This is a genomic window from Acrocarpospora phusangensis, assembly GCF_016862995.1.
Taxonomy (GTDB): domain Bacteria; phylum Actinomycetota; class Actinomycetes; order Streptosporangiales; family Streptosporangiaceae; genus Acrocarpospora; species Acrocarpospora phusangensis.
Window position 1 is genome coordinate 1 of the sequence record NZ_BOOA01000047.1, and the last position, 15961, is coordinate 15961.

The 15961-nt window shown below is 71.1% G+C and carries 15 protein-coding genes and 1 pseudogene; 11 read left to right on the forward strand and 5 right to left on the reverse strand.

The window, feature by feature from the left end; translation table 11 throughout:
* From Aph01nite_RS25750 to Aph01nite_RS25760, 3 genes and pseudogenes are all read right to left on the reverse strand, one after another.
* A pseudogene (locus Aph01nite_RS25750) lies at positions 1-385 on the reverse strand (potassium-transporting ATPase subunit B); the annotation flags it as partial.
* Positions 385-2019, reverse strand: a complete 1635-nt coding sequence (gene kdpA, locus Aph01nite_RS25755; protein ID WP_204043565.1) for a potassium-transporting ATPase subunit KdpA — start codon at positions 2017-2019, stop codon at positions 385-387. The gene kdpA and the pseudogene Aph01nite_RS25750, both read right to left, overlap by 1 nt.
* Positions 2020-2109 carry a K(+)-transporting ATPase subunit F gene (locus Aph01nite_RS25760; protein ID WP_204043566.1) on the reverse strand — a complete coding sequence of 30 codons (90 nt, stop codon included), beginning with the start codon at positions 2107-2109 and terminating at the stop codon, positions 2020-2022.
* A 208-nt stretch (positions 2110-2317) separates the two neighbouring features.
* Here Aph01nite_RS25760 and Aph01nite_RS25765 point away from each other — a divergent pair, with 208 nt between their 5' ends.
* The 8 genes from Aph01nite_RS25765 (at position 2318) to Aph01nite_RS25800 (ending at position 10451) form a co-directional block, all read left to right on the forward strand.
* A complete protein-coding gene (locus tag Aph01nite_RS25765; protein ID WP_239161977.1) occupies positions 2318-2797 on the forward strand; it encodes an NUDIX domain-containing protein in 480 nt (159 codons plus the stop codon).
* Between the two features lie 71 nt (positions 2798-2868).
* Positions 2869-3324, forward strand: coding sequence for a hypothetical protein (locus tag Aph01nite_RS25770; RefSeq protein ID WP_204043567.1), 456 nt, complete (start codon positions 2869-2871; stop codon positions 3322-3324).
* 2 nt (positions 3325-3326) lie between these two features.
* On the forward strand, positions 3327-5054 hold the full coding sequence (locus tag Aph01nite_RS25775; RefSeq protein ID WP_204043568.1) for a cytochrome c oxidase assembly protein: 1728 nt from the start codon (positions 3327-3329) through the stop codon (positions 5052-5054).
* A gap of 121 nt (positions 5055-5175) precedes the next feature.
* Entirely contained in the window at positions 5176-6207 is a 1032-nt protein-coding gene (locus tag Aph01nite_RS25780) for a hypothetical protein (RefSeq protein WP_204043569.1), read from the forward strand.
* A gap of 26 nt (positions 6208-6233) precedes the next feature.
* Complete coding sequence (locus Aph01nite_RS25785) at positions 6234-7178, forward strand: DNA polymerase domain-containing protein (RefSeq protein WP_239161978.1); 945 nt, start codon at positions 6234-6236, stop codon at positions 7176-7178.
* Between the two features lie 85 nt (positions 7179-7263).
* Positions 7264-8280 (forward strand): zinc-dependent alcohol dehydrogenase, encoded by a 1017-nt coding sequence (locus tag Aph01nite_RS25790; RefSeq protein WP_204043571.1) that lies wholly within the window; start codon positions 7264-7266, stop codon positions 8278-8280.
* 157 nt (positions 8281-8437) lie between these two features.
* Positions 8438-9796 carry a TrkH family potassium uptake protein gene (locus Aph01nite_RS25795; RefSeq protein WP_204043572.1) on the forward strand — a complete coding sequence of 453 codons (1359 nt, stop codon included), beginning with the start codon at positions 8438-8440 and terminating at the stop codon, positions 9794-9796.
* Positions 9789-10451, forward strand: a complete 663-nt coding sequence (locus Aph01nite_RS25800) for a potassium channel family protein (protein ID WP_204043573.1) — start codon at positions 9789-9791, stop codon at positions 10449-10451. Before Aph01nite_RS25795 ends, Aph01nite_RS25800 begins: the two co-directional genes overlap by 8 nt.
* Here the strand turns inward: Aph01nite_RS25800 and Aph01nite_RS25805 are convergent.
* On the reverse strand, positions 10385-11101 hold the full coding sequence (locus Aph01nite_RS25805) for a TetR/AcrR family transcriptional regulator (protein ID WP_204043574.1): 717 nt from the start codon (positions 11099-11101) through the stop codon (positions 10385-10387). The two genes, Aph01nite_RS25800 and Aph01nite_RS25805, sit on opposite strands and share 67 nt — an antisense overlap.
* 123 nt (positions 11102-11224) lie before the next feature.
* Between Aph01nite_RS25805 and Aph01nite_RS25810 the strand changes: the two genes are divergently transcribed.
* The 3 genes from Aph01nite_RS25810 to Aph01nite_RS25820 are packed head-to-tail and all read left to right on the forward strand — an operon-like array spanning position 11225 to position 14945.
* Positions 11225-11707, forward strand: coding sequence for a (2Fe-2S)-binding protein (locus Aph01nite_RS25810; protein ID WP_204043628.1), 483 nt, complete (start codon positions 11225-11227; stop codon positions 11705-11707).
* A complete protein-coding gene (locus Aph01nite_RS25815) occupies positions 11704-12696 on the forward strand; it encodes an FAD binding domain-containing protein (protein ID WP_204043575.1) in 993 nt (330 codons plus the stop codon). The genes Aph01nite_RS25810 and Aph01nite_RS25815 overlap by 4 nt, the downstream gene beginning before the upstream one ends.
* Complete coding sequence (locus tag Aph01nite_RS25820; RefSeq protein WP_204043576.1) at positions 12693-14945, forward strand: xanthine dehydrogenase family protein molybdopterin-binding subunit; 2253 nt, start codon at positions 12693-12695, stop codon at positions 14943-14945. The genes Aph01nite_RS25815 and Aph01nite_RS25820 overlap by 4 nt, the downstream gene beginning before the upstream one ends.
* 1 nt (position 14946) lies before the next feature.
* On the opposite strand, the gene Aph01nite_RS25825 is transcribed toward Aph01nite_RS25820, so the two are convergent.
* A complete protein-coding gene (locus tag Aph01nite_RS25825) occupies positions 14947-15822 on the reverse strand; it encodes a DMT family transporter (RefSeq protein ID WP_204043577.1) in 876 nt (291 codons plus the stop codon).
* Positions 15823-15961: the final 139 nt, after the last annotated feature.

The following is a 15961-nucleotide window of genomic DNA, read 5'->3' on the forward strand; positions in this document are numbered from 1 at the left end:
CCCCCGGGATGATCTCCCCCGCCTCGACCACCACGAGATCGCCAGGGCGCAGGTCGGAGGCGTTGACCACGCCGCCGGTCTCGCTCATGCGGGCGGTGGTGTCCCGTTTGGCGGCGCGCAGGCTGGCCGCCTGCGCCTTACCCCGGCCCTCGGCGACCGCCTCGGCCAGGTTGGCGAACAGCACGGTGAGCCAGAGCCAGACCGCGATGGCCCAGGCGAAGAAGGAGGGCTGGCGGGCGGCCAGGACCGTGGTCGCGAGCGCGCCTGCCTCGACGATGAGCATGACCGGTTTGCGCCACAGCGTGAACGGGTTGAGCTTCCTGGCCGCGTCGGGCAGCGAGGTGAGCAGTTGCCGGGGATCGAGGAGCCCGGCGGCCACCGCCATCAGCGCAGGCCCTCCGCGAGCGGGCCCAGCGCCAGGGCGGGCAGGAAGGTCAGCGCGACCACGACCACGGTCACGCCCGCGAGCAGGCCGGCGAACTGCGGGCGGTGGGTGGGGAGCGTGCCCGCCGAGGCCGGCACCGGCTGCTGCCCGGCCAGCGAGCCCGCCAGCGCCAGCACGAAGATGATCGGCAGGAACCGGCCGAAAGCCATGCAGAGGCCGAGGGCCACGTTGTACCAGTCGGTGCCGGCGGACAGGCCGGCGAAGGCGGAGCCGTTGTTGTTGGCGGCGCTGGTGAAGGCGTAGAGGATCTCGGAGAAGCCGTGCGGGCCCGGGTTGAGCACGCCCGCGCGGCCCGCCTGGTTGGCCAGGGCGACGCCGGTGCCGACGAGGATCAGGATCGGGGTGACGAGGATGTAGAGCGAGGCGAGTTTGATCTCGCGGGCGCTGATGCGTTTGCCCAGGTACTCGGGCGTACGGCCGACCATCAGGCCGGCGATGAAGACGGTGATGACGGCGAGGATGAGCATGCCGTACAGGCCGGAGCCGGTGCCGCCGGGGGCGATCTCGCCGAGCATCATGTTGAGCATGGTCATCATGCCGCCGAGCGGGGTGTAGGAGTCGTGGGCGGAGTTGACCGCGCCGGTGGAGGTGAGCGTGGTGGCCGCCGCGAACGTGGCCGAGTCGCCCACGCCGAACCTGGTCTCCTTGCCCTCCATGGCCGCGCCCGCCGCCTTCGGGACGGTGGCGTCGCCGCTCAGTTCGAAGGCGTTGAGGAGGATGACGCTGAGCAGGGCGAGGGTGGCCATCACCGCGAGGATGGCGTAGCCCTGGCGGGGCTGGCCGACCATCCGGCCGAAGGCGCGCGGGAACGAGAACGGGATCAGGAGCAGCAGGAAGATCTCGATCCAGTTCGTCCAGGTTCGCGGGTTCTCGTAGGGGTGGGCGGAGTTGGTGTTGTAGAAGCCGCCGCCGTTGGTGCCGAGCAGCTTGACGGCCTCCTGGCTCGCGATCGGGCCGCCGGTCAGGTGCTGCGTGCCCCCGGCGATGGTGGCGACCTCGTGCGGACCGGCGAAGTTCTGCACCACGCCCCCGGCCACCAGGACGAGCGCGGCCACGAACGCGACCGGCAGCAGGATCAGTACGGTTCCCCGGATCAGGTCCGCCCAGAAGTTGCCCACGCCCGGGCTGCCGCGCCGCGCGAAACCACGGATCAAGGCCACCGCGACCGCCATTCCGGTGGCGGCGGAGACGAAGTTCTGCACCGCCAGGGCGGACATCTGGACCATGTGGCCCAGGGTGTTCTCGCCCGCGTACGCCTGCCAGTCGGTGTTGGTGGCGAAGCTGATGGCGGTGTTCCAGGCCAGGGGGGCGGGGACCGCGTCGAAGCCGAGGGAGAGGGGGAGGTGGTTCTGGAGGCGCTGCAGGCCGTACACGGTGAGGACGGAGATCAGGGCGAAGGCGAGCAGGGCGCGGGCGTAGACGGGCCAGGGCTGATCGCTGCCGGGTCGCACGCCGAGCAGGCGGTAGAGCACCCGTTCCCGGCCGGGTGCGCCGGAGTAGACGCGGGAGATGTAGTCGCCCATCGGCCGCTGGGCCAGCGCGAGCGCGAGCACGAGTGAACCGATGAAGAGCATCTAGAACCACTCGGGGAAGAGCAGGGCGGCGACCGTGTACAGGCCGAGCAGGATCGCGCCGGCGAGGCCGACGGCGTTCTCGGCGCTCACAGTCGCTCCACCGCCCTGACCACGAACCCGAAGATCACGAACATCGCGATCGTCAGGGTGAGGAAGATGACGTCGGCCATCCCCGATCCTTTGTTAGCGCCTCCTGTACGACACCAGCAAAGACCGTGATTCCGGCGACTCCCCTCATCTTTACGCCTTACTGAGCTCTTCCCCTCATGTCTTGACGTGAGCCTCTACCCTGACCCCCGTGAACACGCACTGCTCCCACTGCGGTACGGCTTTCGCGCCGGACCAGCCCTGGCCGCGCGCCTGCGCCAGCTGCGGCAACACCAGCTACCGCAACCCCCTCCCGGTGGCCGTCATCCTGCTGCCCGTCGACAGCGGCCTGCTCGTGCTGCGCCGCAACATCGAACCGCGGCTCGGCGGTCTCGCGTTGCCCGGCGGCTTCATCGAAGTGGGCGAGAGCTGGCAGGAGGCCGCCGTACGCGAGCTCCGCGAGGAGACCGGGGTGGTGACCGACGTGTCCGGGGTGCGGCTGTTCGACGCGCTGAGCGCGCCCGACGGGACCGTGCTGATCTTCGGCCTGGCCGCGTGGACGACCGCGGAGGCGCTGCCGCCGGTCACGGCCACCGCCGAGGCGACCGAGTTCCTGGTGATCGACAAGGCGCAGGAGCTGGCGTTCCCGCTGCACACGCAGGTCGTGGCCAAGTACTTCAACGGCGGGTGAACGCCGGAGCCCGGTGAGCCGTACCTCCCAGCGCGGGGCCCGAACGATGTCCCGCGCTGGGAAGTGATCTCATGACGGTTCTGCGCCAGGTGGTCAGCCGCGTGTGCTGGACGGTGGCTCTGGTGGGCTCGGTGCCCCTGATCGCCGGGTCGTTAAGCGACGGATCCTCAAGCGACGCGAACGCCACGCCGCTGGCCGCCGCGCACCACCAGCACCAGGCCAAGCCCGCGGCCGGGCCCGCGACCCTGGAGGAGCTGGCCGCCAAGATCGGGTGCACGCTCTCCGTGCAGGGCCAGGGCAAGGACCTGCGGCAGGGGTCGTGCTCCGGCCAGGGCAACCCGCTCACGCTGGTCACCTTCGACACCGACGTGAACCAGAAGGACTGGCTGACGGCCGCGGAGGCCTACGGCGGGACGTACCTGATCGGGACCCGCTGGGTGGTCGTCGGGCAGCCTGACGTGATCGATCCGCTGGCCGGGAAACTCGGCGGACGGGTGGAGAACGCCGACCACGGTGGGCACTCCTGAACATGCGGAACCGACTGCTGGGATTCGGCGTCCTCTTCGCCGGCTTCGGGGTGCTCCTGCTCGCCTTCTGGTTCGGCGGGGACCGGGATCTGCCCGCGATCCGCGGCCTTCCGTCGCCGGGACCGCTGACCTCGTGGGGCCTGCCGGTGGTGCGGCTCCTGCACGACCTGTGCGCGGTGGCGACCACCGGTTCGCTGCTCGCGGCCGTGCTGCTCGGGGAGGAGCGCGGCGGGATCCTGCGGCGCGCCGTCCCGCGCTGGGCCCTCGCGTGGGCGGCGAGCGCGGCCGTCACCGTGCTGCTCACCCTGTCCGACTTCGTCGGCGCGCCGGTCGGCGAGGCCCTCCAGTCGGGCGCCCTCTCGACGTTCGTCCTCTACGTCCCGCAAGGACTGGCTTTCCTCATCGTGTACGGCCTGACCCTGGCCATCACCCTGCTCACCTTCCTGCGCGCGAAGCCGTGGCTCCTGCTCGGCCTCGCGCTGCTGGCGCTGCTGCCACCCGCGTACGCCGGGCACTCCGCCTCGGCCGCCGACCACGACTTCGCGATCTCCAGCCTGATGGTGCACCTGGCGGCCGTGACGTTGTGGGTGGGCGGCCTGTTCGGCCTGCTGGTCTTCCTGCGCAGATCAGCCGAGCCGCTCCCGGCGGTGCGACGATTCAGCACGATCGCGCTGTGCTGCTACGGCGCGGTCGCGATCTCTGGCGCGGTCAACGCGTGGGTCCGGCTGGGCTCGCTCACCCAGCTGTTCGGATCCCGCTACGGCTTGCTCGTCCTGGGCAAGCTGATCGCGCTCGTCGTGCTCGGGTACGTCGGGTGGCAGCATCGCCGGTCCACCATCGTCGCCATGGAGTCGGGCGCCCGCGCGCCGTTCCTGCGCCTGGCGGGGGGCGAGCTGGTGCTGATGGCGGCGGGCATGGGACTGGCGGTCGCGCTGTCCCGCACACCCCCGCCGCCCGGCGGCGGCGACAGCACGCACGCGGTACTGGGCTTCGACCTCGCGCCGTTCACGGCGGTCGGACTGGTCACGGAGATGCGGCTGGACCCGCTGCTGCTCCTGGCCGTGGCGGCGGCCGGGATCGCCTACCTGGCCGGGGTCCGGCGCATGCCGTCGTGGCCGCGCTGGCGGACGCTCGCCTGGTTCGCCGGGCTGGCCGTCATCGCGTACGGCATGACCGGCGGGGTCGGCGTCTACGCCCGCGCCATCTTCTCGGTGCACATGGTGCAGTACGCGCTGGTCGGCACGGTCGGGCCGGTGCTGCTCGCGCTGGGCCTGCCGCTCGCCCTGATACGCCGTCCGGTGCCGATCCGCCCGGCGGTCGCGGCGCTGGCCTACGCGCTGCCGCTGCCCCTGCTCTTCCTGACGCCGCTGTACGAGCTGTCGCAGTCCATGCTGGCCGTCCGCCTCGTCGTCCTGCTCTACCTGGCCGCCGCCGGCACGGTGTTCTTCGTGGTCGCGCGCCCGTGGACGGCGATCGGCGTGGTCGTCGCCGCGCAGGCGGTGGTCTCCTCGGTGCTGCTGGCCGGTCCGATCCAGGGCGCGGAGTGGTTCCCCGGTCTGGAACTGGCCTGGCTGCCGGAGGCGCAGGCGGACCAGCGGCTCGGGGTGCTGCTCTATCTCGGGCTGGTGCTGAACGCGCTGCTGCTGCACCGTCCCGGTCAGCGAGCCGCGAGCGACGTGATTCAGATCCCGTATACGGCGAGAAACCCCCGGACCGCCTCGTCGGCGTAATCTGCATCGGGTTAGGTCATTTTCCCGCCAAGCACCGGAGCGCTTCCCGAGTCATCCCTGGTACGGCTTCTTACGCTCGTCCAGACATGTCCACATCTCTGGGCTTCGGAGGGCGGGGAAGATGCGAATCGTCCTCAGGCGTCCGCTCATCCTGCTGCTGGTCTTCCTGGGCATCAACCCGGTCCTCGTGGGCATCGTGGGCCTCGTGGGCATCGCCCCGGCCTGGGCCGACCGTCCCGACGCCCCCGGGCTGATCGGCATCCGCCTGATGGACGAGCCGGCCGTACGGCGCGGCGACCCGCGCGCCCGGATCTACATCGTCGACCACCTGTCCCCCGGCTCCTCCATCCGCCGCCGCCTCCAGGTCACCAGCAACTCCTCCCGCCCGCAGCGCGTCCAGCTCTACGCGGGCGCCGCCGACGTGCTCAAACGCCATTTCGTCGCGGCGCAGAACCGTACCGCCAACGAGCTCACCAACTGGGTACGGTTCGACCGCACCACCGCCGTCCTCCCGCCGCACGGCAGCACCACCGTCAAGGCCACCATCCGCATCCCCCGGGAGGCCTGGCGCGGCGAACGGTACGGCGTGCTATGGGCCGAGACGGAACCGGCCGGCGGCACACGCGCGATGAGCACCGACCGCGCCGGAGTCCGCATGTATCTGGACATCGGCGCGGGCGGGGAGCCGCCCTCGGACTTCCGGATCGAGCAGCTCATCGCGCTCCGCGCCGCCGACGGCCGTCCCGCGTTCAAGGCCCTGGTGCACAACAGCGGCCAGCGCGCGGTGGACATGTCCGGCACGCTCCGCCTGTCGGAGGGACCGGGCGGGGTGAGCGCGGGCCCTTTCCCGGTCAAGCCGGGCGTCTCCCTGCCGCCCGGCGGCCGGGCGCGCGTCGTGGTGCCCCTGGACCGGACCCTGCCCGAAGGGCCGTGGCTGGCCACCCTCGCCCTGGCCAGCGGCCGTACGCAGCACAGCACCGAGGCGACGATCACCTTTCCCCGGGAGGGCGAGGCGCCGGTGGTGAAACTGACCGGGCTGCTCGGCACCGCCGTGGCCGTGACCCCGCGCAACGGCGCGCTCGCCGCGGGCGGCTTCGTGATCGCCCTCATGTCGGGCTACGCCCTGATCCGCCGCCTTCGCACCGGAAAATGACGTCCGCTGGTGGCATAGTGGACAGGGTGACCAGCGATGAGGCACGGGACGGCGTGCCGCTGACCAACCTCGATCAGCCGCTGTTCGACGGCTCGAACGCGACGAAACGGGATCTGGTCGACTACCTGGACGCGGTCAGCGACCGCATCGTCCCCGCCCTCCAGGGCCGCCCGCTCTCCGTGATCCGCGTACGGCCCGGCCAGCCCCCCTTCATGCAGAAGAACCTCCCCAAATACACGCCCTCCTGGGTGAAGACCGCGAAACTCTGGGCCGAGGCCTCCCACCGGGAGATCACCTACGCCCTCTGCGACGACCGCAAAACCCTGATCTGGTTCGCCAACCAGCGCGCGGTCGAATACCACCCCGGCCTCCTCCGCGGCACCCATTTCACCCACCTCATCCTCGACCTGGACCCCCCGGAGGGCGAGGCGTTCCCCCTGGTCGTCCAGGCCGCCCGCCTCGTACGGCAGGCCCTCGACGACGCCGGTCTGGCGGGCGCGGTGAAGACGAGCGGCGCCAAGGGCGTGCACGTCTTCGTCCCGGTCGTGGACGGCATCCCGATGGAGGACCTGGCCGCCGCCACCCGCGCGCTGGCCGCCCGCGCCGAACGGGTGGACCCGGCGCTGGCCACCACCGCGTTCATCCGGGAGGACCGCGCGGGCAAGGTGTTCCTGGACTCGACCCGGGCGGGCGGGGCGACCGTGGTGGCCGCGTACAGCCCGCGGATCCGGCCGGGCACGCCGGTGTCGTTCCCGGTGGCGTGGGAGGACCTGGACCGGGTCGTACCGGCGGACTTCACCATCCACACCGCGCCGGGGCTGCTCGGGGACGGCGATCCGTGGGCGGAGCGTATGCCGGAGCCGCAGGCGCTGCCGGCTGACCTGATCGAGGAGGGGCACACGATCCCGGTGGCCCGGGTGCAGGCCATGCACGAGGGCAAACGCCGGGCCCGGGCGCGCCGCGAGAGTTAGAGCAATTCGGCCATTCAGCCTGCAACTATCAGAATCATGATCAAACGTATACGGTAACAACGTGCCTCAGATCGTTCCACGCTAGATGCGCGCCTTCGTCATCACCGGGCCGCGTACCGCCGAAGTCCAGGAGGTCGCGCCGCCGGAGCCCCGTCCGGGTGAGGTGGTCGTCGACGTCGAGCGCGCCGGGTTCTGCGGCACCGACGCCGAGTTCTTCGCCGGGGAGATGGCTTACGTGCACTCGGGCGACGCGCCGTACCCGATCAGGATCGGTCACGAGTGGATGGGCGTGGTGTCCGCGCTCGGGGACGGCGTCGATCCCGGCTGGCTCGGCAGGCGGGTGACCGGGGACACCATGCTCGGCTGCCGCCGCTGCGAGCGCTGCGCCGCCGGACGGCAGCACCTGTGCGAGGACCGCTACGAGATCGGCATCAGGGGCGGCTGGCCCGGCGCCCTCGCGGAACGGCTCCCGGTCCCCGTCGTCGCGCTGCACGCGCTGCCGGACACGGTGGACGCCACCCTCGGGGCGCTGGTCGAGCCGGGCGGCAACGCGCTGCGGGCCGTACGGGCCGCGGACGTCGCGCCGGGGGAACGCCTGCTGGTGCTCGGGCCGGGCACGATAGGCCTGCTCACCGCCCAGATCGCCGCCGCGCGCGGAGCCGAGGTGCACCTTCTCGGGCGCGACCTGCCCTCCCTGGACTTCGCCCGCTCCCTCGGCTTCGCGAACGTCTGGACCGCCGACACCCTGCCGGCCCTGCGCTGGGACGCCATCGTGGACGCCTCCACCGCGGAGCACCTGCCCGCCCGCGCCCTCGACCTGGTCGAACCCGGCCGCCGCGTCGTCTGCATCGGCATCTCCAGCGACCCCAGCCTGCTCGACAGCCGCACCGCCGTGCTCAAGGAGGTCACCGTCGTGGGCGTGCTCAGCGCCTCCGGCGGCCTCGCCGAGACCATCGGCCTGTACGCCTCCGGCGCCGTGGACCCCCGCCCCCTCGTGGCCGCCACCATCGGCCTGGACGAACTGGCCGGCGCCCTCACCGGTACCCGCCCCGCCGCCTGGGGCCACGCCCCCAAGATCCACGTGGATCCACGCCACCGGTGATGCAATCGCTGTGGGACCCTGCTCGTGGCCGTAGCGGCGTTCGCCGTCGCCCACCTGACCAACTCGGCGTCGCCGTCGCTGCTGTGATCGACCGGAGGTAACGGACTGCCCCAGGTTTGCTCTACCTTCGGTACGTGATTTGCAAGGGCATGGGATCGTGAGGCGGGGCACCTGGGGCTCGGTCTTCCTCGACCGGTTCCATCATCCGACCCAGGTGGTGGCCACCGGCTTCGGCCTCACCGTCGTGATCGGGTCCATGCTGCTCGCCATGCCGATGGCGAGCACGACCGGAGAGTCGGCCGGTCTGCTGACGGCGCTGTTCACGGCCACGTCGGCGGTGTGCGTGACCGGGCTGGTGGTGGTGGACACCGCGGCGCACTGGTCGGTCTTCGGCGAAGTGGTGATCGCCGGCCTGATCCAGATCGGCGGCCTGGGCATCATGACCCTCGCCACCCTGTTCACCGTCCTGCTGGCGGGCCGGCTCGGCCTGCGGGCCCGGATCGCGCTGCAGACCGAGACCAAGTCGCTGAGCATGAGCGACGTGCGCCGGGTGGTCCGCAACGTCGTGCTCTTCGCCCTGGCGGGCGAGGCCGTCACCGCCGTGTTCCTCACCGGCCGCTTCATGATCGGATATGGCGAGCCCTTCGGTGAGGCGCTCTACCTGGGCGCCTTCCACGCGGTGTCGGCCTTCAACAACGCGGGCTTCGCGCTCTGGCCGGACAACCTGATGGGATTCGTGAGCGATCCGTGGATCTGCCTGCCCATCGCGCTCGCGGTGGTCCTGGGCGGGCTCGGCTTCCCTGTCGTGTTCGAGCTGGCCAGATCCTGGCGGCATCCCCGCCGCTGGTCGGTGCTGACCCGGGTCACCGTGGGCGTCAGCGTCGTCCTCATCGGCCTGGCCACGCTCATCTACCTGGCGACCGAGTGGAACAACCCCAGGACCATGGGCGCCCTGGACGACCAGGGCAAGGTGCTGGCCAGCTTCTTCGCCGCCGTGATGCCGCGCTCCGGCGGGTTCAACACGGTGGACATCTCGGCCATGAACCCGTCCAGCATGCTGGTCACCGACGTGCTCATGTTCATCGGCGGCGGCAGCGCCAGCACGGCGGGCGGGATCAAGGTCACCACGTTCGGGCTGCTGGCCTTCATCATCTGGGCGGAGCTGCGCGGCGAGAGCAAGGTCAACGTGGGGCACCGGCGGCTGGCGGAGAGCACCCAGCGGCAGGCGGTCACGATCACCCTGGTCGGGGTCGCCCTGGTCACGGTCTCCACCTATGCGCTGCTGGTGCTCACGCCCTACAGTCTGGACCGGGTGCTGTTCGAGGTCATCTCGGCCTTCGCCACGAACGGGCTGTCGACCGGGATCACCGCGGACACGTCCGTGGCCGGGCACGTGCTGCTGGCGGTGCTGATGTTCGTCGGCCGGATCGGCCCCCTCACGCTGGGGTCGGCGCTCGCCCTGAAGGACCGTACCCGCCGCTTCGAACTCCCCGAGGAGAGGGTCATCGTTGGCTGAGAAATCGAGCTATCCGGTCGTGGTGATCGGCCTGGGGCGGTTCGGGACCGCGCTGGCCCTGGAACTCACCCGGCGCGGCACGGAAGTGCTGGCCATCGACCGCCGGCCCAAGGTCGTGCAGGCGCTGGCCGGGCAGATCACGCAACTCGCCAGCGCGGACTCCACCGACCTGGAGGCGCTGAAGCAGCTCGGGGTGCCCGACTTCTACCGCGCCGTGGTGGCCATCGGCGGAGACCTGGAGGCCAGCATCCTGACCACGTCACTGCTGGTCGAGCTGGAGATCAACGACATCTGGGCCAAGGCGGTGACCGTCCAGCACGGCCAGATCCTGCGCCGCATCGGCGCCCACCACGTGGTCTTCCCCGAACACGACATGGGCGAGCGCGTCGCCCACCTGGTGAGCGGCAGGATGCTCGACTTCATGCAGGTGGACGAGGGCTTCGCGCTGGCCAAGACCCACCCGCCCAAGGAGTACGTGGGCATGCCCCTGGGCAGCTCCAACCTGCGCCGCAAGTACGGCGTCACCATCGTCGCCGTCAAGTCCCCCGACGAGAGGTTCACCTACGCCACGGCCGACACCGAGCTCTCCTACGGCGACATCATCATCGTCTCGGGCCCCACCGAGGACGTGGAACGCTTCGCCGAACTCCCCTGATCCCGCTCCCGCATCGCGGGCAGGCCGATGGCGATCGCGGTGAGGGTCCTGAGCATCGTGGGGGCGAACCGCGGGCAGGCGGCGGCGATGTCGGGGTTCTGCGCGTAGAGCTCGACCATGACCGGTGAGGGGTTGACGATCGGATAGAGCGTTCCGGCCAGGGCGCTCGCCGTGCCGACCAGCTCGGCCCCCTCGCTCTCGGTGAGGCCGGGACGGGCCGCCGCCACCTCGGCGCCGACCTCGGCGATGATCCGCAGCATGAGCCGCTTGAAGACGCGGGCCGCCTCCATCGAGACGTTGCGTTCTAAAGTGATCACGGTCTGGCTGAGCAGGTCACAGAAGAGCGGCCTGGCCTCCAGGGTCTCGGTGAGCACGGCGATCGGGTCGCCGCCGGCGCGCAGCAGCGGCGTGACGGCCTCCCCCCACTCCTGCCAGGCGTCGGCCGCGAGTTCGAGGTAGATCTCCTCGCGGGTGCCGAAGTAGCGGACCACGTTCGACTTGGCCAGGCCCACCGCGGCGGCCACGCCGCCCAGGCTCACCTGCTGCACGCCCACCTGTATGGCCAGCTCACGGGCGGCGACGAGGATCGCCTCGCGCCGCAGCCGCTTCTGCTCCGGTCGCCGCGCCCGGATGAAGGTCACCTGTGCCATGTCCCCGCAAGCATACAGTCAATTAAAAGAACACCGTTCTTTTGCATCTTGTTAAGAGAGCACCGTTCCGTTAACGTCGTGCCCAGGGATTTCGATCGGAGGAGCCTCGTGGCCGATATACGCATGCGGGTGAACGGCTCGATTGAGAAGCTCGACGTCGAACCGCGGGTCAGCCTGCTGGACGCGCTGCGCGAACACCTCGGGCTGACCGGCACCAAGAAGGGATGCGACCAGGGCGCCTGCGGCGCGTGCACGGTCCTGGTGGACGGCGAGCGCATCAGCTCCTGCCTGGCCCTGGCCGTGCAGTACGCCGACCGGGACATCACCACGATCGAGGGAGTCAGCGACCCGCTCCAGGAGTCGTTCGTCCGGCACGACGGACTCCAGTGCGGCTACTGCACCCCGGGCCAGATCTGCTCGGCCCTCGGCATGCTGGCCGAGCACGCGGCGGGCATGGCGAGCGCGGTCACCGAGCACGTGGCCGACGAGGAGATCGAGCTGACGGCCGAGGAGATCAGGGAGCGGATGAGCGGCAACCTGTGCCGGTGCGGCTCCTACAACGGCATCGTGGCGGCCATCCAGGAGAGCGCCGGGAGCGCGCGATGAAGGACTTCGCCTACCTCACCGCCCACGACGTGCCCACCGCCGTACGGGCGATCACCACACCCGGGGCCAAGTTCCTGGGCGGTGGCACCAACCTGGTGGACCTGATGCGGCAGAACATCGAACGCCCGGACACGGTGATCGACATCACCCAGCTGCCGCTGGACCAGATCGAGGAGCTGCCGGACGGCGGCCTGCGGATCGGGGCGATGGTCCGCAACAGCCGGCTGGCCGCGCACCGGCTGATCCGCACGCGCTACCCCGTGCTCGCCCAGGCGATCCTGGCCGGCGCGTCGGGCCAGCTCAGGAACATGGCCACGGTGGGCGGCAACGTGCTCCAGCGCACCCGCTGCCCGTACTTCGCGGATCTGGCCGCGCGCTGCAACAAGCGGGAGCAGGGCTCGGGCTGCGACGCGATCGGCGGGTTCAACCGCAACGCGGCCATCTTCGGCGCGTCGGAGCACTGCGTCGCCACCCATCCGTCCGACATGTGCGTGGCCCTGGCCGCACTGGACGCGATCATCGAGCTGGAGAGCGTACGCGGGACGCGGCGGCTCCCGCTGGTCGGCTTCCACATGCTGCCGGGGGACTCACCCCAGCACGAGACGGCCATCGCGCCGGACGAGCTGATCACCGCGATCGAGCTGCCCGACCTGCCGGCGGCGGCGCGGTCCCGGTACCGCAAGGTGCGGGACCGCTCGTCGTACGCGTTCGCCCTGGTGAGCGTGGCCGCCGCGACCGAGGTGCGGAACGGCGTGATCACGGAGGCGCGGCTGGCGCTGGGCGGGGTCGCCGCCCGGCCGTGGCGGGCCCACGAGGCCGAGCGGGTGCTGCTGGGCGCTCCGGCGACGGAGGACTCGTTCCTGCGCGCGGCGGAGGCGGAGCTAACGGCGGCCGTGCCGCTGTCCCAGAACGGATTCAAGATCGAGCTGGCCAAGCGGGCGATCACGGCGACGTTGCGGCAGCTGCACGTGGAGGGGAGCGCGGCATGACGTACGTCGGAAAGCCGGTCGACCGGGTGGACGGCACGCTCAAGGCCACCGGGGCGGCCCGGTACGCGGCGGAGTTTCCGTACCCGGATCTGGCCTATGCGGCTCTTGTCCATGCGACGGTCGCGCGCGGGCGGATCACCAGGATCGACGCGGGACTGGCGCGGAAGACGCCGGGCGTGGTGGCGGTGATCACGCATCTGAACGCGCCCGCGATGAAGCCGCCGCCCAAGCCGACCCCGATGGACCTGAGCACGATGGCCACCAGCTCCTCGGTCAGCCTCCTCAACACCGACGAGGTGCACTGGAACGGCCAGCCGGTCGCCGTGGTGGTCGCCGAGACGCTGGACGCGGCCCGGGAGGCGGCGCACCTGGTCGAGGTGGAGTACACGGAGCTGCCGGCCACGGTGGACTTCGCGGCCGAGGAGGCCAACGCCAGGCCGCAGAAGAACACGCTGCTCTCGTCGGCGAACACCCAGAAGGGGGACGCGGAGGCGGCGCTGGCGGCGGCGCCCTTCTCGGTCGATCTGCGGTACACCACGCCCGGGGTCAACCACAACGCGATCGAACCCCACTCCACCACCGCGTACTGGGACGGCGACCAGCTGGTCCTGCACGACGCCACCCAGAACACCACCTGGGCGCGGGACCAGCTCGCCATCCGGTTCGACGTGCCCAAGAAGAACGTCCGGGTGATCTCCCCGTTCGTCGGCGGGGCCTTCGGCGGCAAGTCGCTCGTCTGGCCCGGCACGGTGCTCACCGCGCTCGCCGCGAAGGTGACGGGACGGCCGGTCAGGTTGATGCTGACCAGGGAAAGCGTCTACCGCACGGTCGGCGGGCGCACGCCGTCCATCCAGCGGGTGGCCATCGGCGCGGAGGCCGGCGGCTCGATGACCGCGCTCATCCACAGCAGCGTCAGCCGGGTCGGCAAGGTCGGCGGCTGGACCGAGCAGATCACCACGGTCTCCCGCCACATGTACGACGCCGCCGCCCTCCAGGTCCGGCAGAGCCTGGTACGGCTGGACGCGCTGCCCAACACGATCATGCGGGCCCCCGGCGAGTCCATCGGCTCGTTCGCGCTGGAATCCTCGGTGGACGAGCTCGCGTACCAGCTGGGCCTGGACCCGATCGAGCTGCGCGCCCGCAACGAGCCCGCCCGCAACCCGGTGGACGGCAAGGCGTTCTCGCACCGCCTGCTGCTGGACTGCTTCGAGCAGGGCGCCAAGGAGTTCGGCTGGGCCGAGCGCGCGCCGCAACCGCGGGCCACGCGGGACGGCAGGTGGCTGGTGGGCATGGGCGTCGCCGCCGCGTACCACCCGGCCTGGCAGTTCCAGGCCAACCTCACCCTGCGCCTGTCGGCCGACGGGACCGTCCTGGTCCGCTGCGGCTTCCACGAGATGGGCATGGGCACGGCCACCGCCATCTCGCAGATCACCGCCGACACCCTGGGCGTGCCCCTGGACGCGGTCACCATCGAGTACGGCGACAGCGACCTGCCGGGCGCGGGGACGGCCGGCGCGTCCGCCCAGACCGCGACCGTGACCGCCAGCCTGCTGGACGCCTGCGAGAAGCTCACCGACGGCGTGTTCGCGCTGGCCAGGAAGACGCCGGGCTCCCCGCTGCGCGGCCACCGCCGGCAGGACGTGACGGCCAGGGACGGCGGCCTCTACCGCGACTCCCGCGGCGAGAGCTACGGCGAGATCCTGCGCCGCGCCGGCCGCGAGTCGATCGACGCGCAGGTCGGCTCGGAGACCCGGCTCGGCGAGCTCACCGGCCAGGTCAGGTTCATGTCCAAGTTCCTGATGGACCGGCGGCGCTGGATGAAGGCGGCCTGCGGCGCGCAGTTCTGCGAGGTCCGGGTGGACGCCGAGACCGGCGAGGTGCGGGTCTCCCGCTGGCTGGGCGTCTTCGACGTGGGCCGGGTGATCAACACCAAGACCGCGGCCAGCCAGCTGCGCGGCGGGATCATCATGGGCATCGGGATGGCGCTGGCGGAGGAGACGCTGGTCGATCCGCGTACCGGCCGGATCGTGAACGCCAGCCTGTCGGAGTACCACGTGCCCGTGCACGCGGATATCCCGACGATCGAGGTGCGCTGCCTGGACGACCCCGATCCCACCATGCCGCTGGGCGTGGTCGGCCTCGGCGAGGTCAGCGTCACGGGTGTGGCCGCCGCCGTCGCCAACGCCGTCCACCACGCCACCGGCAGGCGGATCAGGGACCTGCCGATCACCCTCGACAAGCTGCTCTGACTCAGCGCCTGCGGGAGATCGCGACGCCGGCCAGGCAGAGCGCGCCCCCGGCCAGGGTGAGCCAGCCCGGCACCTCGCCGAGCAGCGCCCAGGCCATCAGCACGACCATCGCGGGCACCAGGTAGGTGGTGGCGCCCAGCTTGCCCGCGGTGGTCCTGGCCAGCGCGTACGCCCAGGTGGTGAAGGCCAGCGCGGTGGGGAAGACGCCCAGGTAGATCAGGTTGAGGGTGGCGGAGAGGGGCGCGGTCCCGGCCTGGGTGATCAGGTCGCCGGCGAACGGCAGGCAGACGAGCGCGCCGATCAGGCAGCCGAACGTGGTCACCTGGAGGGCCGACGCGTGGGTGAGCGCGGGCTTCTGGGCCACGGCGCCGATGCCGTACGTCACGGCGGCCAGCACGCACAGCACCACGCCGAGCACCGAGGACGAGCCCCCGCTGGACATCGTGTAGCCGACCAGTACGGCACCGCAGAACGAGACCGCCAGCCCGGCGAGCAGCGGGCGCGGGAAGCCCTCCTTCAGCAGGAATCCGGAGAGCAGCGCGATGACGAGCGGCCCGATGTTGACGAGCATCGCGGCGGTGCCCGCGTCCACCTCCTGCTCGCCCCAGTTGAGGGCGACCATGTAGACCCCGAACCACAGCACGCCGCTCACCACGATCCCCGGCCAGGCGGCCCTGGGCGGTAACCGCTCGCCGCGCACCAGCAGGATCGCCCCGAGCGTGAGCGATCCGGCCAGCAGCCGGCCGAGGGCGAGCGCGCCCGGCGAGTACGACGCGACCGCGCTGCGGATGGACACGAAGGCCGAAGCCCACAACACAAGGGTGATCCCAGCGGCAACGAGTGCCCGCCTGTCCACCGCCGTCACCGTTTCGTTCATGGAACGACGATATTCGGCGGATATGTCGATATCGATCGAAATATTCGGACACCTAATTTGTGCGCTCCTCCAGGGGATTCCGCCCGCGCCTCCAGAAGCACGGCTACCCTTTCGCGCGTCAGGGGTACGGAAACAAGGA

Coding starts and splice junctions, on each gene's coding strand:
- kdpA (WP_204043565.1), bottom strand. CDS start 2,019: ATGCTCTTCATCGGTTCACTCGTGCTCGCGCTCGCGCTGGCCCAGCGG.
- Aph01nite_RS25770 (WP_204043567.1), top strand. CDS start 2,869: ATGACGGTTCTGCGCCAGGTGGTCAGCCGCGTGTGCTGGACGGTGGCT.
- Aph01nite_RS25775 (WP_204043568.1), top strand. CDS start 3,327: ATGCGGAACCGACTGCTGGGATTCGGCGTCCTCTTCGCCGGCTTCGGG.
- Aph01nite_RS25780 (WP_204043569.1), top strand. CDS start 5,176: ATGCGAATCGTCCTCAGGCGTCCGCTCATCCTGCTGCTGGTCTTCCTG.
- Aph01nite_RS25790 (WP_204043571.1), top strand. CDS start 7,264: ATGCGCGCCTTCGTCATCACCGGGCCGCGTACCGCCGAAGTCCAGGAG.
- Aph01nite_RS25805 (WP_204043574.1), bottom strand. CDS start 11,101: ATGGCACAGGTGACCTTCATCCGGGCGCGGCGACCGGAGCAGAAGCGG.
- Aph01nite_RS25810 (WP_204043628.1), top strand. CDS start 11,225: ATGCGGGTGAACGGCTCGATTGAGAAGCTCGACGTCGAACCGCGGGTC.
- Aph01nite_RS25815 (WP_204043575.1), top strand. CDS start 11,704: ATGAAGGACTTCGCCTACCTCACCGCCCACGACGTGCCCACCGCCGTA.
- Aph01nite_RS25820 (WP_204043576.1), top strand. CDS start 12,693: ATGACGTACGTCGGAAAGCCGGTCGACCGGGTGGACGGCACGCTCAAG.
- Aph01nite_RS25825 (WP_204043577.1), bottom strand. CDS start 15,822: ATGAACGAAACGGTGACGGCGGTGGACAGGCGGGCACTCGTTGCCGCT.